Source organism: Haloarcula onubensis, from assembly GCF_031624605.1.
GTDB lineage: Archaea > Halobacteriota > Halobacteria > Halobacteriales > Haloarculaceae > Haloarcula > Haloarcula onubensis.
Map to the genome: position 1 here is coordinate 65,438 of NZ_JAMQOS010000002.1, position 23,623 is coordinate 89,060.

28 protein-coding genes are annotated in these 23,623 nt (G+C 68.6%); 10 read left to right on the plus strand and 18 right to left on the minus strand.

Annotated features, from left to right (window positions below; all coding sequences use genetic code 11):
• Positions 1 to 118 precede the first annotated feature (118 nt).
• Together thsB and NDI86_RS07085 are read left to right on the plus strand one after the other, a co-directional pair.
• Complete coding sequence (thsB, locus tag NDI86_RS07080; RefSeq protein WP_417936249.1) at positions 119 to 1,795, plus strand: thermosome subunit beta; 1,677 nt, start codon at positions 119 to 121, stop codon at positions 1,793 to 1,795.
• 235 nt (positions 1,796 to 2,030) lie between these two features.
• Positions 2,031 to 3,017: an ornithine cyclodeaminase family protein gene (locus tag NDI86_RS07085; RefSeq protein WP_310899714.1), complete on the plus strand. Its 987-nt coding sequence runs from the start codon at positions 2,031 to 2,033 to the stop codon at positions 3,015 to 3,017.
• Here NDI86_RS07085 and NDI86_RS07090 read toward each other — a convergent pair.
• The gene (locus NDI86_RS07090) at positions 3,014 to 3,223 is read right to left on the minus strand and encodes a DUF7535 family protein (RefSeq protein WP_310899715.1); all 210 of its coding nucleotides are present in this window, start codon (positions 3,221 to 3,223) and stop codon (positions 3,014 to 3,016) included. The genes NDI86_RS07085 and NDI86_RS07090 overlap by 4 nt on opposite strands.
• A gap of 124 nt (positions 3,224 to 3,347) precedes the next feature.
• Between NDI86_RS07090 and leuS the strand changes: the two genes are divergently transcribed.
• Positions 3,348 to 6,017, plus strand: a complete 2,670-nt coding sequence (gene leuS, locus NDI86_RS07095) for a leucine--tRNA ligase (protein WP_310899716.1) — start codon at positions 3,348 to 3,350, stop codon at positions 6,015 to 6,017.
• A gap of 12 nt (positions 6,018 to 6,029) precedes the next feature.
• On the opposite strand, the gene NDI86_RS07100 is transcribed toward leuS, so the two are convergent.
• Both NDI86_RS07100 and NDI86_RS07105 read right to left on the minus strand, forming a co-directional pair.
• Complete coding sequence (locus NDI86_RS07100; RefSeq protein ID WP_310899717.1) at positions 6,030 to 6,482, minus strand: peroxiredoxin; 453 nt, start codon at positions 6,480 to 6,482, stop codon at positions 6,030 to 6,032.
• A gap of 1 nt (position 6,483) precedes the next feature.
• On the minus strand, positions 6,484 to 6,885 hold the full coding sequence (locus NDI86_RS07105) for an Hsp20/alpha crystallin family protein (protein ID WP_310899718.1): 402 nt from the start codon (positions 6,883 to 6,885) through the stop codon (positions 6,484 to 6,486).
• A 244-nt stretch (positions 6,886 to 7,129) separates the two neighbouring features.
• Between NDI86_RS07105 and NDI86_RS07110 the strand changes: the two genes are divergently transcribed.
• Positions 7,130 to 8,869 (plus strand): BCCT family transporter, encoded by a 1,740-nt coding sequence (locus tag NDI86_RS07110; RefSeq protein ID WP_310899719.1) that lies wholly within the window; start codon positions 7,130 to 7,132, stop codon positions 8,867 to 8,869.
• A gap of 4 nt (positions 8,870 to 8,873) precedes the next feature.
• Here the strand turns inward: NDI86_RS07110 and pheA are convergent, their stop codons facing one another.
• From pheA to lpdA, 4 genes are all read right to left on the minus strand, one after another.
• Positions 8,874 to 9,686 (minus strand): prephenate dehydratase, encoded by an 813-nt coding sequence (gene pheA / locus NDI86_RS07115; RefSeq protein ID WP_310899720.1) that lies wholly within the window; start codon positions 9,684 to 9,686, stop codon positions 8,874 to 8,876.
• A 42-nt stretch (positions 9,687 to 9,728) separates the two neighbouring features.
• Positions 9,729 to 10,559 (minus strand): aldo/keto reductase, encoded by an 831-nt coding sequence (locus tag NDI86_RS07120; RefSeq protein WP_310899721.1) that lies wholly within the window; start codon positions 10,557 to 10,559, stop codon positions 9,729 to 9,731.
• Between the two features lie 49 nt (positions 10,560 to 10,608).
• Entirely contained in the window at positions 10,609 to 11,235 is a 627-nt protein-coding gene (locus NDI86_RS07125; RefSeq protein WP_310899722.1) for a hypothetical protein, read from the minus strand.
• 105 nt (positions 11,236 to 11,340) lie between these two features.
• Positions 11,341 to 12,762 (minus strand): dihydrolipoyl dehydrogenase, encoded by a 1,422-nt coding sequence (gene lpdA, locus NDI86_RS07130; RefSeq protein ID WP_310899723.1) that lies wholly within the window; start codon positions 12,760 to 12,762, stop codon positions 11,341 to 11,343.
• Between the two features lie 220 nt (positions 12,763 to 12,982).
• Between lpdA and samp2 the strand changes: the two genes are divergently transcribed.
• The 3 genes from samp2 (at position 12,983) to NDI86_RS07145 (ending at position 14,125) form a co-directional block, all read left to right on the plus strand.
• Positions 12,983 to 13,183, plus strand: coding sequence for a ubiquitin-like small modifier protein SAMP2 (gene samp2 / locus NDI86_RS07135; protein WP_310899724.1), 201 nt, complete (start codon positions 12,983 to 12,985; stop codon positions 13,181 to 13,183).
• 70 nt (positions 13,184 to 13,253) lie between these two features.
• The gene (locus NDI86_RS07140; RefSeq protein ID WP_310899725.1) at positions 13,254 to 13,745 is read left to right on the plus strand and encodes a peroxiredoxin family protein; all 492 of its coding nucleotides are present in this window, start codon (positions 13,254 to 13,256) and stop codon (positions 13,743 to 13,745) included.
• Between the two features lie 2 nt (positions 13,746 to 13,747).
• On the plus strand, positions 13,748 to 14,125 hold the full coding sequence (locus tag NDI86_RS07145; RefSeq protein WP_310899726.1) for a GNAT family N-acetyltransferase: 378 nt from the start codon (positions 13,748 to 13,750) through the stop codon (positions 14,123 to 14,125).
• A 3-nt stretch (positions 14,126 to 14,128) separates the two neighbouring features.
• Here the strand turns inward: NDI86_RS07145 and NDI86_RS07150 are convergent, their stop codons facing one another.
• From NDI86_RS07150 to larB, 5 genes are all read right to left on the minus strand, one after another.
• Positions 14,129 to 14,581 carry a pyridoxamine 5'-phosphate oxidase family protein gene (locus NDI86_RS07150; protein WP_310899727.1) on the minus strand — a complete coding sequence of 151 codons (453 nt, stop codon included), beginning with the start codon at positions 14,579 to 14,581 and terminating at the stop codon, positions 14,129 to 14,131.
• A gap of 85 nt (positions 14,582 to 14,666) precedes the next feature.
• A complete protein-coding gene (locus NDI86_RS07155) occupies positions 14,667 to 16,055 on the minus strand; it encodes a phosphohexomutase domain-containing protein (protein ID WP_310899728.1) in 1,389 nt (462 codons plus the stop codon).
• 44 nt (positions 16,056 to 16,099) lie between these two features.
• Positions 16,100 to 16,387, minus strand: coding sequence for a GIY-YIG nuclease family protein (locus NDI86_RS07160; RefSeq protein ID WP_310899729.1), 288 nt, complete (start codon positions 16,385 to 16,387; stop codon positions 16,100 to 16,102).
• 87 nt (positions 16,388 to 16,474) lie between these two features.
• Positions 16,475 to 16,624, minus strand: coding sequence for a DUF7563 family protein (locus NDI86_RS22220; protein ID WP_310921580.1), 150 nt, complete (start codon positions 16,622 to 16,624; stop codon positions 16,475 to 16,477).
• A gap of 114 nt (positions 16,625 to 16,738) precedes the next feature.
• On the minus strand, positions 16,739 to 17,515 hold the full coding sequence (gene larB, locus NDI86_RS07165) for a nickel pincer cofactor biosynthesis protein LarB (RefSeq protein WP_310899730.1): 777 nt from the start codon (positions 17,513 to 17,515) through the stop codon (positions 16,739 to 16,741).
• Between the two features lie 248 nt (positions 17,516 to 17,763).
• On the opposite strand from larB, the gene NDI86_RS07170 reads away from it, so the two are divergent.
• Positions 17,764 to 17,931: a DUF1931 domain-containing protein gene (locus NDI86_RS07170; RefSeq protein ID WP_220588548.1), complete on the plus strand. Its 168-nt coding sequence runs from the start codon at positions 17,764 to 17,766 to the stop codon at positions 17,929 to 17,931.
• Between the two features lie 161 nt (positions 17,932 to 18,092).
• Here NDI86_RS07170 and rpiA read toward each other — a convergent pair whose 3' ends face one another.
• A complete protein-coding gene (gene rpiA, locus NDI86_RS07175) occupies positions 18,093 to 18,773 on the minus strand; it encodes a ribose-5-phosphate isomerase RpiA (protein WP_310899731.1) in 681 nt (226 codons plus the stop codon).
• Positions 18,774 to 18,831: 58 nt separating this feature from the next.
• On the opposite strand from rpiA, the gene NDI86_RS07180 reads away from it, so the two are divergent.
• Both NDI86_RS07180 and glmM read left to right on the plus strand, forming a co-directional pair.
• Positions 18,832 to 19,005 (plus strand): hypothetical protein, encoded by a 174-nt coding sequence (locus NDI86_RS07180; RefSeq protein ID WP_310899732.1) that lies wholly within the window; start codon positions 18,832 to 18,834, stop codon positions 19,003 to 19,005.
• 37 nt (positions 19,006 to 19,042) lie between these two features.
• Positions 19,043 to 20,356 (plus strand): phosphoglucosamine mutase, encoded by a 1,314-nt coding sequence (glmM, locus tag NDI86_RS07185; RefSeq protein ID WP_310899733.1) that lies wholly within the window; start codon positions 19,043 to 19,045, stop codon positions 20,354 to 20,356.
• Positions 20,357 to 20,399: 43 nt separating this feature from the next.
• On the opposite strand, the gene NDI86_RS22225 is transcribed toward glmM, so the two are convergent.
• The 5 genes from NDI86_RS22225 to NDI86_RS07205 all read right to left on the minus strand — a co-directional run bounded on the left by NDI86_RS22225 (position 20,400) and on the right by NDI86_RS07205 (position 23,548).
• On the minus strand, positions 20,400 to 20,555 hold the full coding sequence (locus NDI86_RS22225) for a DUF7563 family protein (RefSeq protein WP_419181047.1): 156 nt from the start codon (positions 20,553 to 20,555) through the stop codon (positions 20,400 to 20,402).
• Between the two features lie 64 nt (positions 20,556 to 20,619).
• On the minus strand, positions 20,620 to 21,198 hold the full coding sequence (locus tag NDI86_RS07190) for a DUF7090 family protein (protein WP_310899734.1): 579 nt from the start codon (positions 21,196 to 21,198) through the stop codon (positions 20,620 to 20,622).
• Between the two features lie 72 nt (positions 21,199 to 21,270).
• Positions 21,271 to 22,887 (minus strand): hypothetical protein, encoded by a 1,617-nt coding sequence (locus NDI86_RS07195; RefSeq protein ID WP_310899735.1) that lies wholly within the window; start codon positions 22,885 to 22,887, stop codon positions 21,271 to 21,273.
• Positions 22,888 to 22,944: 57 nt separating this feature from the next.
• Positions 22,945 to 23,385: a DUF2391 family protein gene (locus tag NDI86_RS07200; protein WP_310899736.1), complete on the minus strand. Its 441-nt coding sequence runs from the start codon at positions 23,383 to 23,385 to the stop codon at positions 22,945 to 22,947.
• Between the two features lie 31 nt (positions 23,386 to 23,416).
• Complete coding sequence (locus NDI86_RS07205) at positions 23,417 to 23,548, minus strand: hypothetical protein (protein WP_310899737.1); 132 nt, start codon at positions 23,546 to 23,548, stop codon at positions 23,417 to 23,419.
• Between the last annotated feature and the right edge of the window lie 75 nt (positions 23,549 to 23,623).

Genomic DNA, 23,623 nt, shown 5'->3' on the forward strand with positions numbered 1-23,623 from the left:
TGCTCTTCCGACCGCAGTGGTGTGGTTTCGACGGCGTAATACGGTGGCCTCCGAGCCGCGTCCGTCGGCCGCCATCCCATACTTTTATATAGAACCACAGACAATCAATCGGTTGATTATGAGCCAGCGACAGATGCAGGGCCAGCCGATGATCATCCTGGGAGAGGACTCCCAGCGGATGAAAGACAAGTCTGCACAGGAACACAACATCTCGGCCGCCCGGGCGGTCGCCGAGTCCGTTCGCTCGACACTCGGGCCCAAGGGGATGGACAAGATGCTCGTCTCCTCGATGGGCGACGTAACCGTCACGAACGACGGCGTGACCATCCTCCAGGAGATGGACATCGACAACCCGACGGCCTCGATGATCGTCGAGGTCGCAGAGACCCAGGAGGACGAGGCCGGTGACGGCACCACCTCCGCCGTCGCCATCGCCGGGGAACTCCTGAAAAACGCCGAGGACCTGCTGGACCAGGACATCCACCCGACGGCCATCATCAAGGGGTTCAACCTGGCCGCGACCGAAGCGAAGGCCGCCATCGAGGACATCTCGACCGAGGTCGACCCTGACGACGAGGAACTGCTCCAGAAGGTCGCCGAGACCTCGATGACCGGCAAGGGCGCCGAGCTCAACAAGGAGCTGCTCGCTCAGATTATCGTCGACGCGGTCAACGCCGTCACCGTCGAGACCGAGGACGGCGAGCACGTCGTCGACCTCGAGTACCTCAACATCGAGACCCAGACCGGCAGCGCCGCCGGCGAGTCCGAACTGCTCGAGGGCGCCGTCATCGACAAGGACCCCGTCCACGAGGAGATGCCGACCGCGGTCGACGACGCCGACGTCATGCTGATGGACACCGCCATCGAACTGGAGGAGACCGAGGTCGACGCCCAGCTCTCCGTCGACGACCCGAGCCAGCTCCAGAACTTCCTCGACAAGGAAGAACAGCAGCTCAAGGACCTGGTCGAGAAGGTCGAGGCCACCGGCGCCGACGTCCTGTTCTGCCAGAAGAACATCGACGACATGGCCCAGCACTACCTCGCCCAGAAGGGCATCCTCGCCGTCAAGCGGGCCAAGAAGTCCGACATCGAGTTCCTGAAGGAGGTCCTGGGCGCCAACGTCGTCTCGGACCTCGACTCCGCGAGCGAGGACGACCTCGGCCACGGCTCGGTCTCGCGTGACGAGGCCGAGGGCCTGTTCTACGTCGAGGGCAGCGGCGACGAGGCCCACGGCGTCACCCTCCTCCTGCGTGGCTCGACCGACCACGTCGTCGACGAGCTCGAACGCGGCGTCCAGGACGCGCTGGACGTCGTCGCCGCCACGGTCACCCAGGGCCAGGTCCTGGGCGGCGGCGGTGCCCCCGAGGTCGAGGTCGCCGCCCGCCTGCGTGACTATGCCGACGGCGTCGAGGGCCGCGAACAGCTCGCCGTCGAGGCCTTCGCCGACGCGCTCGAAATCATCCCGCGCACGCTCGCGAACAACGCCGGGCTGGACTCCATCGACACGCTGGTCGACCTGCGCGCCGCCCACGAGGACGGCGAGGTCAGCGCCGGTCTGAACGTCTTCACCGGCGACGTCGAGGACACCCTCGAAACCGGCGTCGTCGAGCCGTCCCACGCCAAGCGCCAGGCCATCTCGTCGGCTGCCGAGGCCGCGAACCTCGTGCTCAAGATCGACGACATCATCGCCGCGGGCGACCTCTCCACCTCGGGCGACGGGGAAGAGGGCGGCCCCGGCGGCGCGCCCGGTGGCGCCCCCGGCGGTATGGGCGGCGGCATGGGCGGTATGATGTAAGACCACTTTTTGCAACTCCTTCGGGCGCTTCGCGCCCTCAGTCGTGCAAAAACGTGGGGAAAAATCGCGGCGTCGCCTCCTGTCGCGCGGCAAAGCCGCGCGGTAGTCGGCTCGCCGCGGGAGAACCGGCGCGCTGCGCGCGCCGGATGCTTTCCGCAGTGTATTTCATCGACCGCTGATCGTCGATGGCGTGTACAGACGGATAGTTAAGTATCAGCACGGTCCACGTCCTCCCATGCAGACGCTGTTGCTCGGTCCCGACGACGTGGTCGAGTGCGCCGACCTTCCGTCGGTCATCGACGCCGTCGAGGCGGCCTTCGCTGCGGACGCCCGGGGCGACACCATCATGCCGGCGAAATCCTACATCGACCTCCCCGAGTACAACGGCGATTTCCGGTCGATGCCGGCGTACGTCCACGTCGGCGACTGGGACGCCGCGGCGGTGAAGTGGGTCAACGTCCATCCCGACAACCCGGCGGACCACGACCTCCCCACCGTCCTGGGGACGCTCATCTACTCCGACCCCGAGACTGCCTTCCCGCTCGCGGTGATGGACGGGACCAACCTGACTCGCCTCAGGACGGGCGCCGCGGCCGCCGTCGCCACCGACCACCTCGCCCGTTCCGACGCCGATTCGCTCGGCCTCGTGGGGGCGGGCGTCCAGGCCGCGACGCAACTGGAGGCCATCGCCGCCGTTCGGGACATCGAACGGGTCGTCGTCGCCGACCGCAACGACGAGAAACAGCAGGCGTTCGTCACCCAGTTCGCTGACCGCTTCGACGCCCGCGCGGGCTCTCTCGCCGACGCCGCCGAGTGTGACGTGCTCTCGACGATTACGCCCGTCGAGTCGCCCATCGTCGAGCGCGAGTGGCTCGGCGAGTACACCCACGTCAACGCCATCGGCGCCGACGCCGAAGGCAAGCACGAACACGACGACCGGACCTTACTCGACGCCAAACTCGTCATCGACGACTACGAGCAGTGTACCCACTCGGGGGAAATCAACGTCCCCTGGCACGAGGGGGTCCTCTCGGACGACGACATCTACGGGGAACTCGGACGTATCGTCGCTGGTGAGCTTCCGGGCCGCGAGCCCGGCGACGGCATCACCGTCTTCGACTCGACCGGGCTGGCGATTCAGGACGTGGCTGCGGCCCACGTCGCCTACGAGAACGCGCGAGCGGTGGGCGAGGGCAGTGATTTCACGCTTGTCGGGACCTAGGACTGCCCCAGCGCGTCCTGGGCCTTCGCGATGAGCCAGATGACCGCGATGATGGGGATGAGCGGCGTGAGGATGACCACCAGTCCGATGAATATCGCCCAGCCGATGACGTCCATGCTCTCGTCGGGGTGGGTTCTGGAAGGGGGCGTCACTGTCCGGAGCGGTTCGGGGAGCGCCGAGCCGTTCGATTCGTCGCTGTCACTCATACTCGATGATACGTTCGCTGCGGATATAAGCCTCTGCCCGCTCGGGCTCGTCGCAGTCGCCGTCTCCAGCGACCCTGCCCCGTGAAGGGAAAGCTATAGCAACGTCGGTGTCCGACCCACTATCATGACTACGACTGGTGAGGAGCGCGAGCGGGCCTTCGACCACGGCGAGGTCGAGCCCCGCTGGCAGTCGGCCTGGGACGAGGCCGACGTGTTCCGCATCGACGACGACGCCACCGACCCCGAGTACGTGCTGGCGATGTTCCCCTACACCTCGGGCCAGTTGCACATGGGCCACGTCCGCAACTACACTATCACGGACGCCTACGCCCGCTTCGAGCGGATGCGCGGGGAGGACGTGTTGCACCCGATGGGATGGGACTCCTTCGGCCTGCCCGCCGAGAACGCCGCCGAGGAGCGCGATACGAACCCGCGGGACTGGACGATGAACTGTATCGACCAGATGCGCGACCAGTTCGTCGAGATGGGCTTTGGCTACGACTGGGAGCGCGAAATCGCGACCTGCGAACCGGAGTACTACCAGTGGAACCAGTGGCTCTTCAAGCAGTTCCGCGAGGCCGGCCTGGTCGAACGGCAGGCGGCGGAGCTGAACTGGTGTCCCTCCTGTGAGACCGTGCTGGCCGACGAGCAGGTCGAGGGCGAGGCCGAACTCTGCTGGCGCTGTGACACGCCCATCGAGCACCGCGAGATGGACCAGTGGTTCCTGACCATCACGGACTACGCCGAGGAACTGCTGGCGGCACTGGACGACCTGGACGGCTGGCCCAACAACGTCCGGGAGATGCAGCGCAACTGGATAGGCCGGCAGGAGGGCGCCAGCGTCGCCTTCGAGGTGGGCGAGTACGGCGACGTGGACATCTTCACCACCCGGCTGGACACCATCTACGGCGCGACCTACTTCTCGCTGGCGCCGGGCCACCCCGTGGCCCAGGAAATCGCCGAGGACAACGACGAGGTCGCCGAGTACGTCGAGATGGCCGAGGGGGCCGACGAGGACGACCTGGACGTGACTTCGGGCGTCTTTACCGGCGAGTACGCGACCAACCCCGCCACGGGCGAGGAGATTCCGGTGTACGTCGCCGACTACGTCCTGACCGACGTGGGGACCGGCGCGCTGTACGCCGTGCCGGCCCACGACGACCGGGACCACGAGTTCGCCACGCACCACGACATCGACATCACGCAGGTCGTCGAACCCGCTCCCGAGGCCGATGTCGACCCCGAAGACGTGAACGTGCAAGAGGCGGCCTACACCGAGGACGGCCTGCTGGTCGGCAGCGGCGAGTTCGACGGGCTGACGAGCGAGGAAGCCCGCGACCGCTTCGTCGACGAGTTCGACGGCGAACACCGCACCGAGTACAACCTGCGGGACTGGGGCATCTCCCGCCAGCGCTACTGGGGGACGCCCATCCCGATGATTCGCTGCGAGGACTGTGGCTACGTTCCGGTCCCGGACGAGGAGCTCCCCGTCGAACTGCCGGAGTTCGTCCACACGACGGGGAACCCGCTGGACGCCGCCGAGGAGTGGAAACACGTCGACTGCCCCGACTGCGGGGCCGACGCCGTCCGGGAGACCGACACGATGGACACCTTCGTCGACTCCTCGTGGTACTTCCTGCGCTACGTCTCGCCCGACCTGGATTCGGCCCCCTTCGACACCGAGCGGGCCAGCGACTGGATGCCCGTCGACCGCTACGTCGGTGGCATCGAACACGCCGTGATGCACCTGCTGTACGCCCGCTTCTTCACGAAGGTGTTAGACGACGTCGACCTGCTTTCGGGGGTCCGGGAACCGTTCATGAACCTCACCAACCAGGGGATGGTGCTGGGCGAGGACGGCAACAAGATGTCAAAGAGCCGCGGCAACGGCGTCTCGCCACAGCGCATCATCGACGAGTACGGCGCCGACACCGCCCGCCTGTTCATCATGGAGGCCGCCCAGCCCGAGAAGGAGTTCGCCTGGAGCCCCGAGGGCGTCCAGTCCTCCCATAGCTTCCTGCAGAACGTCTACCGGCTGGTCGGCGAGTTCGCGGACGGCGAAATCGCGTTCGGCTCCGACGGCGACATCGCCGACTACGTCGCCCGCGAAATCGACGCCACCGCCGCTCGCGCCACCGAGGAGTACGAGCGCTTCCGCTTCAACCACGCCCTGCAGGCGGTGCGCGAACTGGTCTCCCTGCTGCGACGGTACCGGGAGGCCACCGACCCCGACCGGGACACCGTCGAGCGCGGGCTGGTGACCGCCGCGAAACTGCTGGCCCCCGTCGCGCCCCACGTCGGCGAGGAGCTGTGGGAACAGCTGGACGGCGAGGGACTCGTCGCCGAGGCCGACTGGCCCGCCGCCGAGGCGCCCGCGGACTACGCCATCGAGCGCCGCCTCGTCGAGAACACCCGCGAGGACGCCCGCGACATCGTCGACACCGTCGGCATCGCGGACCCAGAGACGATCACGCTCGTCGTCGCGCCCGAATGGAAACACGACGTCGTCTCGATAGCCCGCGAGGCCGACAACGTCGTTCCCGCCGTGATGCAAAACGAGGACCTGCAACGGTACGGCGAGGCCGCCGCCGACTTCGCGAAGAGCCTGGCGGGCCGAGCCAACATCGACGAACACCTGCCCCCGGAGCGGGAACTGGCCGCGCTGGAACGCGCGGCGTGGCTCGTAGAGCGGGAGTTCGGCGCCGACGTGGTCGTCCAGTCGGCCGACGACGCCGAGGACAGCCTCGCGTCGAAGGCCGAACCCGGTCGCCCGGCCATCGATATCGCGGAGTAGGCCGAACGGCGTCTACTCGGGGTTCAGCAACCCGGTCTCGCCGAGGTCACGGAGCACGTCTTTCGCGTGGCCGCTCGGCCGGACGCCCTCGTACAGCCCGACGACCGTGTTGTGTGCGATGACGAACGTCGTCCGGCGGGCGTGGCCGTCCGCGAGTTCGACGCCGAACGCCTCGGCGACGTTCCCGTCGGGGTCGGAAAGCAGGTCGAAGGAGAGCCCCTCGCTCTCGGCGAACTCGCGGTGGCTCTCGACGCCGTCGGTGGAGACGCCGTACACCGAGACGCCGTAGTTCTCGTAGCGGTCGGCCTCGTCCTCGAACTCCCTGGCCTCGGTGGTACAGCCCGGCGTGTCGTCTCTGGGGTAGAAGTAAAGCACCGTCGGCGTCGCGAAGTCGGGCCGGACTACGTCGCCGTGCTGGTTCTTGGCCACGACGTCGGGGACCGACACACCCGGTTCGAGCGCCATCTCAGTTCACCGGGATGGAGGTGCCGTCCTCGTCGTCGGTGGCCTTCGGCAGCGTGACCGTGAGCACGCCGTCGTCGTAGTCGGCGGTCGTCCCGCTCTCGGCGACGGGTTCCGGCAGACTGACCGACCGGGACAGGGACTCCTGCCGGCGCTCGCGCTGGACGTAGCGGCCGTCGTCCGTCTCGCGCTCCTCGCTGTGGTCGGCGCTGATTGTCAGGGTCCGCCCCTCTGCCAGTTGGACGTCGATGTCGTCGCTGTCGTAGCCCGGGAGGTCGGCCCGGACGACGAAGCTGTCGCCCTCGTCTACGACGTCGGTCGGGACGGTCCCGGCGGCGACGCCGAACTGGTCGCCCAGCACGTCGAGGGCGCGCTCTAGCTCCGACAGTGGGTCGCGGTCGCTCATGGACGGGGCTACACGCCCCCGGAACTTAAGGCCTGTACGCTCCGGCGGTGTCTCCCCCGGCGAAAGACTATTGTCAATGTACTAACAATAATTGCCATGGCACACGGTACCGTCTCTCTCGCAGTTCGCCCGCTCACCGCATGTCACCATCCCCGCCCGTCGGCGTCGGGGGCGTTCGAGAACGGCGCCCCGAGTCGACGCGAGACGGGTAGACGGCGGCAGCCCGCGCTGGAGGAACGGGTCGATGTCAACGGGTGACGACGACGTCCTCGGGGAGACGTCGGAGGGGCTCCAGGTCGAACTGTTCCATCCGGACACCGACCGGGAGACGGGCGACGCGAACGTCCAGGCCTTCGGCATCGACGTCCATTCGCGGGTGTTCCCGCTCTCCTGTCTGTTCATCGCGCTCTTCATCGCGGGCACGCTGGCCTTCCGCTCGCAGGCCGCGGGGATGTTCAGCGCGATTCAGACCGGGATTTCCGCCGTCGCCGGCTGGTTCTACATCCTCTCGGTGAACGTCTTCATCGTCGTCGTCCTGTACTTCGCGCTCGGCAAGTTCGGCTCGATTCGAATCGGGGGCGTCGAGGCGGAGAAGGACTTCTCGGACTTCTCCTGGGTCGCGATGCTGTTCAGCGCGGGCATGGGTATCGGACTGATGTTCTTCAGCGTGGCCGAACCGATATTCCACTTCGGTGCCGTGCCGCCCTTCTACCACGACGTACAGAGCGGGGGCGCCGCGGCCCGCGGGGCCGCGATGGCGACCACGTTCTTCCACTGGGGAATCCACCCGTGGGCGATTTACGCGCTCGTCGGTCTCGGCCTGGCCTTCTTCTCGTTCAATCGCGGCCTGCCGCTCACGTTCCGCTCGATATTCTGGCCCCTGCTGGGCGAGCGCATCTACGGCTGGCCGGGCCACGTCATCGACATCCTCTCGGTCATCGCGACGCTGTTTGGCCTCTCGACGTCGCTCGGCATCGGCGTCCAGCAGATAAACGCCGGCCTCACGGCGCTCTCCGGGCAGTTCCTCCCGACGACCATCCCGCAGGCGGTGTGGATTCAGGTGGTCCTCATCGGTATCATCACGGCCATCGCGACGCTGTCGGTGGCGGCCGGGCTCGACGGCGGCGTGCGGCGGCTCAGCGAGTTCAACGTCTATCTCATGGTGACGCTGCTGGGCGCGATGCTCGTCGTCGGCCCGACGCTGTACGTCCTCGCGAACTTCGTCACGAGCCTCGGTACCTACATCAACGTCCTCCCGGAACTGGCGTTCTGGAGCCAGACCGGCGGCGGGACGACCTGGCAGAGCGGCTGGACTATCTTCTACTGGGGCTGGTGGATATCCTGGTCGCCGTTCGTCGGGATGTTCATCGCTCGCATCTCGAAGGGCAGGACCGTTCGGGAGTTCGTCCTCGGCGTCCTCATCGTGCCGACGCTGTTTTCGTTCTTCTGGATGTCCACGTTCGGCGGGTCCGCGCTGTTCGTCGAACTGGAGACGGGCGGCTCGCTCGTCGCCGCGGTGAACGCCGACGTCGCGACCGCCATCTACGAGATGTTCTCGTACTTCCCGCTGGCGGTCCCCCTCTCGGCGCTGACAGTCGTCCTCGTGGTCACCTTCTTCGTCACCTCCTCGGACTCGGGCTCGCTCGTCATCGACCACCTGACCTCCGGGGGGAAACACGACGTGCCGGCCGCCCAGCGCATCTTCTGGGCGGTCATCGAGGGCGTCATCGCCGCCGTCCTGCTCATCGGCGGGGGGCTAGAGGCGCTCCAGACCGCCTCCATCACCGCCGGGCTCCCCTTCACGTTCGTCCTGCTGTTGATGTGCTACACGGTCTACGTGGGGCTGGGCAACGAACGTCGCATCATGGCGTCCGAGGAGTTCGCGGAGTGGATGGAACGGCTCGAGGAACGCGGCTCCGTCCAGGTTCAGGACGACGGCGTCGTCGTCACCGACGACGGCGACCCCGCTCCCGGCGACGACTGACGGTCTAGTCGATGACGGTCTCGGTGTCGTACGAGCCGAGGTGGCGGACCCAGCCGTTCTCGGCCAGTTCCTCGATGTCCGCCAGGGCCTTCTGGGCTCGCTCCTCGTAGAGGCCGGCGGCCGCGTCGATGTGGAAGACGTAGTCGCCCAGTCGCTCGCCGCTCGGGCGGGACTCGATGCGGGTGAGGTTGATGTCGCGGTCGGCAAAGGCCTCCAGTAGCTCCAGCAGGAGGCCGGGGTAGTCGGCGTTCGGGTAGATGATAAAGGAGGTCTTCCCGCCGGCCGCGGCGCGCTCGCTCGCGGGCGCGACGGCGACGAAGCGGGTCGCGTTCGATGACTGGTCCTGGATGTCCTCGGCGAGCAACTGCAGGCCGTCACCGGCGTTGTCCGGGTGGCCGATGGCGGCCACGTCGGGGTCCTCGCGGGCGCGCTCGACGCCGCGGGCGGTGGAGGCGACGGCCTCGACGTCGACGCCGGGGTACTGTTCCTCCAGCCACCCGCGACACTGGGCCAGCGCCTGGGCGTGGCTGGCGACGAGCGAGAAGCGCTCGTCCTGGGCCAGCAGGGCGTGACGGATGGGGGTGATTATCTCGCGGACGACGGCCACGTCGTAGTCGGTGAAGGCGTCCAGCGACTCCGTGACCGACCCCTCGATGCTGTTCTCGACGGGGACGACGCCGCGGTCGGCCTCGCCGTCGGCGACGGCCTCGACGATGGCGGTCATCGACTCGGCAAACTCGATGTCGCCGTCGTCGGCCACGGCGCGGGCGGCCCGGTGGGAGTACGTTCCCGAGGGCCCGAGCGTGATAGTCGTCATGTGGGGCTGCTACTCCGTAGCGCGATAAAAGGCCGGTGGTCGTCAGGTCAGCGTCGCCAGTTCCTCGTCGGTCAGGTCGATGTCGGCGGCGGCGACGTTCTGTTCGAGGTGGTCGATGCTCGCCGTGCCGGGAATCGGCAGCGTCACCTCGGAGGACTGCAGCAGCCACGCCAGCGCAATCTGGTGGGGCGTGGCGTCGTGGCGCTCGGCGATGTCGTCGATACCCGCGACGCCGTCGAGGTCTCCGGCCGCCAACGGGAACCACGGGATGAAGCCGATGCCGTAGTCCTCGCAGGCCTCGAGCACGTCCTGTGCGTCGCGGTTCGCGATGTTGTACTGGTTCTGGACCGTCGCTACCTCGACGATGTCGCGGGCCCGGTCTAGCTGGTCGACGCTGACGTTCGAGAGGCCGACGTGCCGGACGAGGCCGGCGTCTTTTAGCTCCGCCAGCGCGTGGACGGAGTCCTCGAAGGGGGTGTCGGGGTCCGGCCGATGGTACTGGTAGAGGTCGATGGTGTCGACGCCCAGTCGGTCCCGCGAGCAGAGATACGCGTTGCGCAGGTAGTCGGGGTCGCCGTGGGGGAGCCAGTCGGCGTCGGTGTTGCGCAGCAGGCCCCCCTTGGTCGCGACCACGAGGTCCTCTCGCTCGGCGTCGAGCGTCTCGCCGACGAGCCGCTCTGAGACGCCGGGGCCGTAGGAGTCGGCCGTGTCGACGAAGTCCACGCCCAACTCGACGGCCCGTCGGAGCACGTCGCGGGCGTTCTCGACGTCGTCGGGCTCGCCGATGATTCCCTCGCCGGTGATGCGCATCGCGCCGAAGCCGAGTCGGTTGACCGTCAGGTCGCCGCCGATGTCGAAGGTATCGCTGGCCATCGCTCCGGCGTACGTGCCACGGCCTCAAATGCGGCCGGGTCGGGGCGACTCAGTTCCGGCGGCGGACCTGTGAGAGCCGGACCGAGAGGTACCCGCCCGCGTAGAAGACGACGACGCTGGCGACGAACGCCACCAGCGAGACGGCGACGACCGGCAGCCCGAGGCCGGAGGCCACGAACGGGTTGGCCCCTGCGGTCCCGACGTAGCTGTCGACGGCCGCGCCGCCGCCCAGCCCCACCGCGAAGACACACACCGTCAGCAGGATGGCCAGCCCGCCGGTGCCCAGGCCGACGTAGCGGGCGAAGTCCTCGATGTCGAGTACCGTGTGGGCCTGGGACTCGGTCAGCGGCCCCTGCCGGACGCGGTACAGCGCCGTCCCGACCAGCAGCGTCGCGCCCAGCAGTTCGAGCAGTCCGCCGAAGACGCCGAGCAGCAGGACCTTCGGGGAGGCGGCCGCGGGGTCGGTCGTGGGGAGGTAGCCGGCGACGCTCTCGGGGAACAGGCCGTACATCGGCAGCAGTGCGACGAGCAGTCCGAGCAGCGCGCTCTGGAGCATCAGCGTGCGCGGGACCGGCTGCCGGAGGAACGAGTGGCGCTGGAATCGGACTTTCTCGTACGTACTACCCGAGAGAATGGCACTCGCGATGTGGTCGTCCGCCTGGGGGTCGGTAGTCATATATGTTGCCGGTTCTGGCGGTGTTTTTTCTAGCGAGATTATAACCTTTGTGTCTGGCCCGAATCCTGCCGTCGTAGGCTCTCTCGCGTGGTATCTCGGTGGATACTATCTGGTGTGTATAGCCTCGCCGCGGGCGGCTTTGGCGGCCTCGTGGACGGCCTCCGACAGCGTCGGGTGGGTGTGGATAGTGCCGGCGACGTCTTCGAGTCGGGCACCCAGTTCGACACCCAGTCCGACTTCGGCGACGAGTTCGGACGCTTCGGGGCCGACGATTTGTGCGCCCAGCAGGAACTCCGTGTCCGCGTCGGCGACGACGCGGACGAACCCCTCGCGCTCGTTCAGCGTCAGCGCCCGGCCGTTCGCCCGCAGGGGCATCTCGCCGACGACGGGGTCGAAACCGGCCTCGCTCGCTTCCGCCTCGGTCAGTCCGACGGTGCCGATTTCGGGGTCGGTGAACACCGCCGCCGGGACGGCCTGGTGGGACAGCGCAGCCGGCTCGCCCGCCGCGACCTCGGCGGCCACTTCGCCCTCGGCCATCGCCACGTGGGCCAGCATCGGCTCGCCGGCCACGTCGCCGACGGCGAACACCCCGTCGAGGTCGGTCCGGGCCTGCTCGTCGGTCGCCAGGAAGCCGCTCTCGTCCGGTTCGAGGGCGATGTTCTCGAGCCCGAGCGTGTCGGTCACGGGTTCGCGACCGACCGCCACGAGGCACTTCTCGGCGTGGTACTCCTCGACGCCGTCGTCCTCGTCGGTCGTCGCCACGCGGATGCGGCCGTCCTCGATGTGCTCCCAGTCGCTTGCGGCCTCGCCGAAGGCGAACTCGACGCCCAGTGACTCGGCGCGCTCGCGGACCACCTCGGCGATATCGTCCTCGTAGCCCGGCAACACGTCGTCCAGCATCTCCACGACGGTGACCTCGGCGCCCAGTTTCGCGAACACCGTCGACAGCTCCATCCCGATGTAGCCCGCGCCGACAACGAGCAGTTCGTCCGGGACCGCCTCCAGGGCCAGCGCCTGACGCGAGGAGAGGATCTGCTCGCCGTCGAACGCGAAGCCCGGCACCTCGATGGGCCGGCTCCCGGTGGCGACGATGGCGTGCTCGAAGGCGATGGTCTCCGAGCCCTGCCCCTCGCCGCCGTGGGCCACCCGGACCGTCTCCGCGTCGACGAACTCCGCGGTCCCCTCGACGAGGGCGACGCCCGCCGACTTACAGAGCGACTCGACGCCACGGGTCAACCGGGTGACCACGCCGTCTTTCCACTTTGTCATCCCTTCCATGTCGACGGCCGGGTCCGCGAAGACGCCCATCGCCTCCGCCTCGCGGGCGTCGTGGGCCACGTCCGCCGCCGAGATGAACGCCTTCGACGGGATGCAGCCGTGGTTCAGACAGGTCCCGCCGTAGGCGTCCCGTTCGACCAGCGTCGTATCCAGACCCAGTTGCGCCGCCCTGATGGCGGCGACGTACCCCCCCGGACCGCCGCCGATGACCAGTACCTCCGTTCCCGTGGTGACGTCTCCAACGACCATACGGGAGTCTGGAGGGCTGCCCGGATAAATGGGCCGAGCGAGGAATTGCTGTCGGTGACTGGTCCGTGTGTCTCGCTGCAGATGCAAACAGCCAGCGAGCTTCGCTACCAACCGCAGTCAACCACACCGCTGTCAATATCCCCGCTGGAAACACTGTTGGTGTCATCACACGCTATTCCTAGCCGACAGACTGAAGCCCGCAATCCCGATACACACGTCCATGCACGTCACCGTCGAGGTGGCCGGCGAGGACACCCACGAACTCGACGTCCCCGAGGACGCCACCTACGCCGACCTGCTGGCCCCGCTGGAGCTCTCGCCCCACGCCGTGTCGGTGATGGTCGAGGACCGGACGGTGCCGACGAACCAGCCCGTCGAGTCCGACCACGTCCGCGTGGTCCGGCTCATCAAGGGCGGATAGCGCTTCCCTCGCTCCGCTGGTCACCGCGCCGTAACCGCCCGTTTTTGCCCGTCGAGCGCCTATGGGGCGTATGTCCATCGAGGCGACCGACTTCTCCTTGCCGAACGTCGGGCCGGGGCCCGACCCGCTGTCGCTGTCGGCGCTTTCGGCCGACCACGACTTCGCCCTCCTACTCTTCCAGCGGGACCACTACTGCACGAACTGCCGACAGCAGGTCCAGACCGTCGCGGGCCGCTACGAGGCGTTCGCCGAGCGGGACACGGCGGTCGTCTCCATCGTCCCCGAACCGCCCGAGAAGGTCCGCCAGTGGCAGGCGAGCTACGACCTCCCCTATCCGCTCGTGGCCGACCCCGAAGCGACGGCCGGCGACGCCTACGACCAGCCCGTTCGCTTTGGCTTTCTGGGCGAGTGGAGCGACTTCCTGGGCCGGATGCCCGAGGCGGTACTGGTCGACCTGCGCGAGTCGCCGGCAGTCGTCTGGGACTACCGGAGCAAGTCCACGTTCGACCGGCCCAGCGTCGACGACCTGCTTTCGGCCATCGACGACGCGCGCGGGGCGTAGCGATGGTCACTGTCCGCGAGTCGACGGTCCGGGACCTGCCGGACGTGATGAACGTCCTCGACGGCGCGGTCCTCCAGGCCGACGCGGCCGATGTCCGTGACCGCATCGCCGCCGACGAGGTGCTGGTGGCCGCCGCCGACGACGACCCGGAGCGCGTCCTGGGGGCGCTCGTCCTCGACGGTGACCACATCGACGCCGTCGCGGTCCGGCGACGACGGCGGGGCCAGGGCATCGGGACGACGCTGGTCGAGGCCGCCGGCGAGCGCCGAGAACGCCTGACCGCCGAATTCGACGCCGACTTGGAGCCCTTCTACGGGGGGCTGGGGTTCGAGGTGGAACCGACCGACGACGAGCGCCGCTGGCGCGGCGAGTGGTCCTGACGGTCAGTTCTGCCGGCCCGAGAGCACCTCGGGCTGGAGTTCGTACAGCGTCAGTTCGACCTCGTCGTGGGCCTCGTCGAAGATGCGGATGGGCGCGAACTGCTCGTTGACGTACTGGACGTCGTAGACCGGATGCGACCGGGGGACCCGCTCGATGGGGCCGCGAGCGATGACACTCCACCCCCGCTCCTGGGCCGCCTCGGCGGTCTCCTCGGCCTCGAAGACGACGTAGGTCGCCGTCTCGGTGGTCTCGATGTAGTCGCCCTTGCTGTTGTCGGGCGTCTCGCCGAGTCGGAAGAAGAAGGTGCCGTCCTCGTAGTGGTGGTACAGCGGGATGGCGTAGCTGTCGTCGCCGTCGGCCAGCGAGAGGACGCCGTGGCCGACGTCGCGCAACCGCGATTCGATCTCCGCTTGGGACATCGCCCGGGTGTAGGCGAATCTGACGTCGGGGTCCATACGAAACCAACGCCCGCTGACAGGTTAAGTCACCGGCTCGACCGGGTTCGCCGCTCCAGCGGGGCACCCCGACGCGGCCGCGGACTCAGACCAGCGGCTCGACCAGGTCGCGACCGGCCTCCAGCAGCTCCCCGACGCGGTCCTCGCTGCCGGCTTCGGCGTAGATACGCAGTTTCGGCTCGGTGCCGGAGGGTCGCATCAGGAGCCACGTGCCGTCTTCGAGGCGGACCTTGAACCCGTCGACGGTGTTGATGCCGTCGACGGCGACGCCGGCGACCGAGTCGGGGAGTTCGGTCTCGAGGTCGTCCAGTACCGGTTCCTTGCGGTCGTCGGGACAGGAGACGCTGATGCGGGACTGGTGAATCTCGCCGTAGGCGTCGATGAGGTCGTCGACGCGGGCGTCCAGCGATTTCTCGGACTCGGCGGCGGCGGCGACCAGTGCCAGCATCACGCCGTCCTTGTTCCGGAGGTGGTCGGTCAGCCCGAAGCCGCCAGACTCCTCGCCGCCGAAGAGGGCGTCGTGTTCGGCCATTGCCTCGGCGACCCACTTGAAGCCGACGGCGGTCTCGTGGACCTGCTGGTCGTGGGCCTCGGCTACGCGGTCGACGATGCTCGACGTCGAGACCGTCCGGACCACGTCGCCGTCGCGGGTTTCGAGCAGGTAGGCGTACATCGACGCGAGGAAGAGGTTCGGGTCGAGGAAGCCCCGCTCGGGCGTGACGATGCCGAGTCGGTCGGCGTCGCCGTCGTTGACGAAGCCGATGTCGGCGTCGCCCTCGGTCACCTCTTCGATGAGGTCGCCGACCTTCTCCGCCGTCGGTTCGGGCGAGCCGCCGCCGAACTCGGGGTCGAGGTAGTCACGCATGGCGGTCACGTCGGCGCCGGCGCGGGAAAGCAGAGCGTCGGTGACGCCGCGGCCGCTGCCGTACATCGCGTCGTAGGCCACGGAGAGTCCGTCGAGGTCGGCGTCGACGTACCCGATGGCGTGGTCGGCGTAGTCGGCGACGAGGTCGCGCTCGGTGACCTCGCCGTGTTCGTCCTCGGGGAGGCTCTCGGGGTCGGCGAGGTTGCTCTCGACCTCTTCGGTGAGGTCGGGCAGCGCCGGCGCGCCCTCGCCGGGGATGAACTTCACGCCGTTGTACTCGGGCGGGTTGTGGCTCGCGGTTATCTGGAGCGCGCCGTCGTGGCCGCCCTCCTTGGCGGTCCAGGCGACGATGGGCGTCGGTGTGTCCCGCTCCGGCAGTACCACGTCGAACCCGTTGGCACAGAACACGCGGGCCAGTTCCTCGGCGAACCCGCGCGAGGTCTCGCGGGCGTCGTAGCCGACGACGACCGAGTCGTCGTGACCGCGGTCGCGAAACGTCGTCGCGAGGGCCTGCCCGACGATTCGCACCCGTGGCTCGGTGAACACGTCCAGAGTCGCTCGCCAGCCGTCTGTACCGAAACTGATCGCCGCAGCATCGTCTTCGTCCATATCCGAAGTGTCTCAGGGACCCATGAAAAAGGCTACCCCCTCGCTCAGGGGTCGAACGCGGCTGCAGCGTCCGAGTCTTCGACGAGCCGCTCTTTCGCCGCTCGCGATAGCTGCTTTATCTCGTACTCCCGGGACATCGCCGCGGACTTCGAGTCGAACCGCTCGACGTGGACGAGTTCGACGGGCGTCCGGCCGCGCGTGTACTTCGCGCCCTCGCCCTCGTCGTGTTCACGCACCCGTCGCTCCACGTCGGTCGTATAGCCGGTGTAAAAGCTGCCGTCACTACACCGCAGTACGTAGGCGTAGTGGACAGGGCTCCGCGTGGTGGTCATCGCACGATGCGGGCGGCCCAGTGGGCCTCGTACGGCTGGTTGTAGCTGTCTCCCGGCGAGACCGGTACGAGACTACAACCATCCGTATCACGCCTGATGGGCGCGCTCTTTCGACACCTCGGCGATGCCAGCGTTCGCCGAGCAGTTCGGGCAGGCCCTGATGTGTCCGTACTCGTCCGCGAACACACGGGCGAACTGGTCTGATACGTGCGCGCCGCAGTGATTACATTCGGGCATCGTGTCAGTCGGCGACACCACCGCCGACATACAAACAGAGGTGTTCTAGTCCTATATTCGTTTACCCAAATGGTTTGGTATCCTCCGGCGCTGACAGTTCTCGGGGGCCAGCGGTTAGCGTCCATCGTCCCCTCGTGCGGCCGCCACCCGGCGAGCGATGAGCCCCGCCTGGGTGCCCGCGGTAAAGCCCGCGTCGACGTTGACGACCGACAGCGCCGTACAGGACTGGAGCATCCCCGAGAGGGCCGCCTCCCCCTCGCCGCCGTGGCCGTACCCCGTCGAGACCGGCAGGCCGACGACGGGCGTGTCGACGAGCCCGGCGACCACGGTTGGCAGGGCGCCCTCCCGCCCGGCGGCGACGACCAGGACGTCCTGCCCGCGCAGGCGGTCCACGGCGTCGACCGTCCGGGCGAGGCTGGCGACGCCCACGTCGTCGATTCTGGTCACGTCGGCGCCCATCTCGCTGGCCACCATGGCCGCCTCGCCCGCGGGGACGGCGTCCGAGGTCCCGGCGGTGACGATACCGACGCCGGCCTCGATAGCGGGTCGCTCGAAATCCGGCGCAGTGGCCACGAGCCACCGCGAGCGTTCGTCCCACCGGACGGTGGCCCGGGGCGCCGTCTCCGCCAGTCGCCGTCGGACGGTCCCCGCGTCGTCGGGGTCGATGCGGGTGACGATGGCCCGTCCCGTAGTCCCGACGGCCGTCGTCGCCAGGTCGGCTATCTCCCCGGCCGTCTTGCCGCTGCCCAGCACCGCCTCGGGGACGCCCGAGCGGGCCTCTCGTGTGGCGTCGAAACGTCCGGCGCCGGTCGTGGCGTAGCCGGCCAGTTCCGACTCGGCCTCGGCGGGGGTGAGTTCGCCCGCCGCGACGGCCTCCAGTATCTCGCGCATACCCCCTCTCCGGGGGCCGGCTACTCCTATCCGTCGGTCTGGTGCCGACAGCGCGCGCGAGACGCCGGGATAGGGGCCGTCGCTCCTCCCATATCAACTATTTGGCCGCCCCCCTCGCGGAAGGGGTCAAATTGGCCTTATTTATATGGGTGGTGTTGCGCGAAAGCGTCTCAAACCCCCGTCAGACCCGGCGAGAGCGACCCAGATGGGGAAAGTATATAAGCGGCCCCTTCGGACGGAGGTACTGTATGGCAGACCTAATCGTCAAAGCCGCCGTGAAGGAAGAGCTCGATGACATGAACGTTGCGTCGGACTTCTACGATGCCCTCGACGCCGAGGTCGAGGAGCTCCTCGCCGACGCCGCTCGCCGAGCTGACGCGAACGACCGAAAGACAGTCCAGCCGCGAGACCTGTAAGGTCGTTTCCACCCGGTATTCTTTCGGTAGCGCCCGATAGCGACGGCGTCGTTCGTCGAGAGCGACGCGCCACCGTTCCCCGCGTGGTCGCGGCTCGCTACCGCTCTGTGGTTCGCTACGCTCACCGCATCGCCTCGAGGTCACTCACTTTCGTGACCTCGCTACAGCTCTCGGACCGTCACGCCGTCTTCGCCGCCGACGTGGACCGCGTCTGCCAGCCCGACGAACAGCCCGTGTTCGACGACGCCCGGCAGGCCCGCCAGTTCCGAGCCCAGCGCCCCCGGCGCCTCGATAGGGCCGAACTCGCAGTCCAGCACGAGGTTCCCGTTGTCGGTGACGACGGGGCCGTCCTTGCGCTCGGCCTGCCGGAGCGTCGGCTCGCCGCCCAGGTCGCGGACGCTCGCCGCCACCGTCGTCCGGGCCGCCGAAAGCACCTCGACGGGCACCGGATGCGAGAGCACGTCGGCGGTCTTCGTCGGGTCCGCGACGACGAGGAAGCGGTCGGCGCTCGCGTCGACGACCTTCTCGCGGGCGTGGGCCGCCCCGCCGCCCTTTATCAGGTCGCCGTCGGCTACCTCGTCGGCTCCGTCGATGGCCAGGTCGACCGACACCTCGTCCAGGTCCGAGAGCGGGATACCGACCTCGCGGGCCAGTTCACGCGACTGGAAGGAGGTGGGAACGCCAACGACGTCGATGCCGGCGTCGACCTGCCCACCGATTGCCCTGATGGCGTGGGCCGTCGTACTGCCGGTGCCCAGCCCGACGACCATCCCGTCTTCGACCGCCTCGGCCGCCGATTCGCCGGCCGCCCGTTTCGCCGCGTCGGAGCCGCCCTGTTTCATGTGCTGACTCTCTGGGGACGCGGACAAAACGTTTGTTCTCCCGACCGGAACGGACGATATGGACTGCACCTACTGTGGCTGTGCCGTCGAGGCCCACGACCCGGTGTACCTCTCGACGACACCGGACGGCGACCCGGCCAGTCAGTTCTGCAACTACGGCTGTCTGGCGGCCCACGTCGACGCCGCCGACCTGGCGACCGGCACGGCCTGTAACTGGTCGCCGGCCGAGTGAGCGGTAGCCTTTTTTCCGCTGGCTGCGCGGTCGGCGTATGACACTCTTTGGAACGAGCGGAATCAGGGGACCGGTCGGCGAGACGGTCACGGCCGAGTTGGCGCTGTCGCTGGGTCGTGCGCTGGGCGTCGAGTCGGACCGCGTCGTCGTCGGTCGGGACCCGCGAGCGAGCGGCGAGTTCCTCCAGTCGGCGCTGGTCGCGGGGCTGCGCGAGAGCGGTACCGACGTGGTCGACGTGGGCGTGGCGGCGACGCCGACGGTCGCTCGCGCAGTCGGGTGGCGCGACGCCGACGCCGGCGTCTCCGTCACGGCGAGTCACAACCCGCCCGAGGACAACGGGCTGAAGCTCTGGCAGCCCTCCGGGCAGGCCTTCGACAGCGAGGGCCAGGAGCGAATCGAAGCGCGACTCGAAGACGGGACCTTCGAGCCGGCCGCCTGGGACGGGAGCGGCGAGTTAGAGACGTGGGACGCCCGCGCCCGCCACGCCGCGGCCATCCGGGCCGAACTCGACCGCGAGTCGATGGACAGCCGCGTCGTCGTCGACGTGGGCAACGGCGCCGGCGGCGTCACCGTCGACGTGCTCACGTCGCTTGGCTGTCACGTCGAGACGCTCAACGCCCAGCCCGACGGCGCGTTCCCGGGCCGGCCAAGCGAGCCCAAGGCCGAGAACTGCACGTCGCTGTCGACGCTCGTCGCCGAGAGCGACGCCGACATCGGTATCGCCCACGACGGCGACGCCGACCGGATGCGGGCGGTCGCCGGGGACGGCACCTACCTCTCCGGCGACGTGACGCTCGCTCTCTTTGCCCGCGCGGCCGCCGAACCCGGCCAGCGGGTCGCAGTCCCCGTGGACACGAGTCTGGCGGTCGCGGACTACCTCGCCGACATCGACGTGGGCGTCGAGTACACGCCGGTCGGTGACGTCTACGTCGCCGAGGCCGCCGAGGCCCCCGACGTGGCCTTCGGCGGGGAGCCAAGCGGCGCGTGGATATGGCCGGCCCACACGCTCTGTCCGGACGGCCCGCTGGCGGCCTGTACCATCGCGACGCTCGACGCCGACCGCCCGCTCGCCGACCGAATCGCGGCGGTGCCCACGTACCCCATCCGCCGGGACAGCGTCGAGGTCGACGAGAAGGCGGCGGTGATGGAGCGGGTCCGCGAGCAGGTGCTCGACGAGTACGACGACGTGACGACGCTGGACGGCGTACGGGTGGATTTGGGCGACGCGTGGTTCCTGTTGCGCGCCAGCGGCACCCAGCCGCTCGTCCGGGTGACCGCGGAGGCCCGCGAGGAAGCCCGCGCCAACGAGGTGCTGGCCGCGGCTCGGGACTGTCTGGCGGCCACTCGCTAGAAACGGAGCCCCGTGACCGACCCAGTCACGGAGCCGAGAAGCGCTATCTGCGCGTCGACCGGGCTTCGCGGATGTCGGCTCCGTCGCGTATCTTGTCCTCACACTGCGGGCAGACCCGTGGTTTGTCCACGCCGTTGGGCGTGAACACCCGCGCGTATGCGGCAGTTACGAAGTTCTCACAGTTCTGGCATTCCGGCATACACCCTGATAGACGCAGTATGACATCTTAATTGTGGTGTCGTGCCACAGCGTAGCACGCGCGTTCAGAAATCGCTCGTCACGCTGTCGTCCTCGCCCAGTTCGACCACGCCGTCGAACAGCTCCCGGAACTGCGCGACGGTGTCGTCGTCGTGGACGCCCTGGGCGAGATGGAACATCCCGACGGCGTCGTACTCGTCGAGGAGTTCGAGGATGTCCTCGACGGCGTCGAGTGCCCGCTCCTCGTCGGCGTAGTAGATGAGTTCGGTCACCGAGTCGAAGCTCACGCGCAGTTTCCCGTCGTGGTCCCGGAGGAACCGTTCGGTCTCCTCGACGATACCCGCCAGGTCGTCGGGGGCGGAGACGTAGCGTACCTGGTCGGACTGGCGGCGGGTGTAGCCCCGTTCGACCGACAGCGTATCGAGGATGGTCGCCCGCTCCTCGTCGACCTCGTAGTACTCCAGTTTCTGTTTGACCTCGCGGGCGGTGGTCCGCGTCGAGATGACCAGCATCGCGTCGGTGTCGGTCGAGAGGAAGTCGGTGTCGAGCCGGTCGGTCGCGCCGGTGCTGGGGTGGACCAGCAAGATTCCGGTGCCACCCTCGACAGTGTCCGGCGTATTGTCGATGGCCAGCGTGTACTCCATGTGACGGGAAAAGCGACGCGACACGCATTAAGTCTGCGGGTCTCGCTATTCACACCTGCCCCGTCGACCGCGTCACCGCTCCTCGGGCAGCGCTCGCCGGAGCGCCCGGTGGAACTCGCCGGGCGAGTCGTGTCGGTCCGCGGGGTCGGTGGCCAGCGCCCGTTCGAACACCGCGACGGTCTCGTCGGTCACGCGCCACCCGTCCGGCGCCTGCCACGTCACCGACCGCTCGGGGTCTTCGAGCACCGCCGCCTCGGTGTCCCGGAAGGGCGGTTGGCCGAACAGCGCGTAGTGTGCCGTGGCCGCGAGCTGGTAGACGTCGACACGGTCGTCGGTCGGGCCGTCCCCGAACTGCTCGGGCGCGCAGTAGCGGGTCGGCAGCGTCACCGCGTCGGTGACGGCGCTCAGTTCGCGCTGGAGCTCCCAGTCACCGACCGTCGCGTCCAGTCGGTCCGCCGCCGGGCCGGCCCCGCCCTCGCGTTCGACGAACACGCAGGCCGGTCGGACCGCGCCGTGGGCGATGTTGTACCGTCGCCCGGTCGTCATGGCCTCTGCGACGGCGCCGGTGACCGCGGCGACGGCCGCCGGCGAGAGCGCCCCCATCGCCCGGAGCGAGCCGTCCAGCGGGTCGTACGCGACCCACGGCGTCGGCGCCTCGCCCGTGTCGTAGACGGTCGTCACGTTCTCGCTCCCGCTGATGCCCTCCCACCGACCGACGGCCCGCTCGAAGGCGGCCACCGCCGCTTCGTCCTCGGTCGCCAGCGAGGCGAACTGCACCCGACCGTCGTCGCCGGCTTCCAGCCGTTCGATGGCGCCCTCGGTCTCGACGTGCCGGGCGCGCTCGCGAAAGCGCGTGTAGTCCGTCTCGGTCCCGGATTCGCCGCCGGCCCTGTCCGTCCCGGTTTCTGCGGCGTTCGTCTCCGTGGCCGCCGTCGAGTCGGACGACAGCGCGTCGCCCACCGTCTCGGCGACCGACACGACTGCCCCGCTCACTGTGGCCGCCTCGCTGTCGCTCCCCGCCCCGGCGTGTTCGGCCACGTAGTCGTGATAGCGCTGGCCGACCAGCCCGGCCACCATCGCCAGTACCAGAAAGCCGACGAACAGCCAGCCGACGATGGTTATCACGCTGAGCGCGAACACGACGTAGCCGACCGTCAGCGCGACACCGGCGACGAGCGTCGTCACCAGATACTGCGGTGAGACGAGCCACCGCCACGCCCGGCGGTCCAGAAACGCCCGCCAGGAGCCGCGACCGTAGACGGCGACCGACCACGGTGTCGCGTACCCCCACCCCACGAGCCAGGCCCCGGCCGTCGCGCCGTCGGACACGCCGCCAATCGCCGCCACGAACGCCACGAGAATCAGAATTCCTATGAACAGACACGTCTGGACGACGACCAGCCCCAGTCCGCGGAGATACAGGCGCTGCCAGTCGCCGAAGTCGGGAGCCGGCTCCCCGCTCCCGACGGTCCGGCCGACGTCGAGGAAGTAGCCAAACAGCAACGGCAGCGGGAGATAGAGGAGCGAACCCAGGACCAACAGCCCGCCCTTGACGACCGTCTCGCTGTCCATCGTTCGCGGGTACGCCGCCGCTCGCCGGACCGCACCGACGACCCCACTCCCGTCGGGTAGCTCGGTCGCCGGCCGACCGAACAGGCCACCCTCGTCCGTCGTCTCGTCGGTTCCCATCGTCTATTTCTCAGTACAGGACAACTTGAAACTTGGGCGTCCCGGCCGAGCGGCGAGTCAGAACACGCTGTCGGCCGTCGCCGCGCCGACGACCGAGAAGATGGCGCCGACGCTAATGGCTTTCAGCGTCGTCAACGCGACGGTCGACCGCGTCGGGTCGGGGAGGATACCCCCCTCGACGAGGAACGCCTCCGGCGCCGTAAACAGCAGCGCGAGCGTCGCCACAGAGCCGAAGGCGACGCCCATCAGGGAGACGAACCGCACCGGGACGCCGGCCACCTCGGCCTCCCGCTCCGGGTCGCGGTCCTCGTCGGCCTTGTAGAGTGCCCCGTAGCCGATGGCGAAGACCACGCCCGCGACCAGGACGGCGTGGACCAGACTCATGTTCGCGGCGAGCACCCACACCTCCTCGGTGACGACGAACGGGCCAGCCAGCAGGAACCCCCCGACGACCTGCTGGGCGGTGTTCGCGACCCGATAGCGTCGGCGGCGTGGCATGTCTCCCTGTCTGAGACCGCCCCGGTTAACCCTACTGGGTCACGGCGACCCACCTGACCGCGACGGCGTGGCCGCCACGCCGTCGGGCCCGCTCGCTCCCCCGGGCGGCCACGTCCCGGTAGACCCAGTAGCCGGCCGCGAGCGGCCCGCCGAAGACGAACACGTCGGTCCCGAGGACGGCGACGACGGGCGGTACGGGTGGAATCTGCCGGCCGAACGACAGCCGCCGTCTAATAGC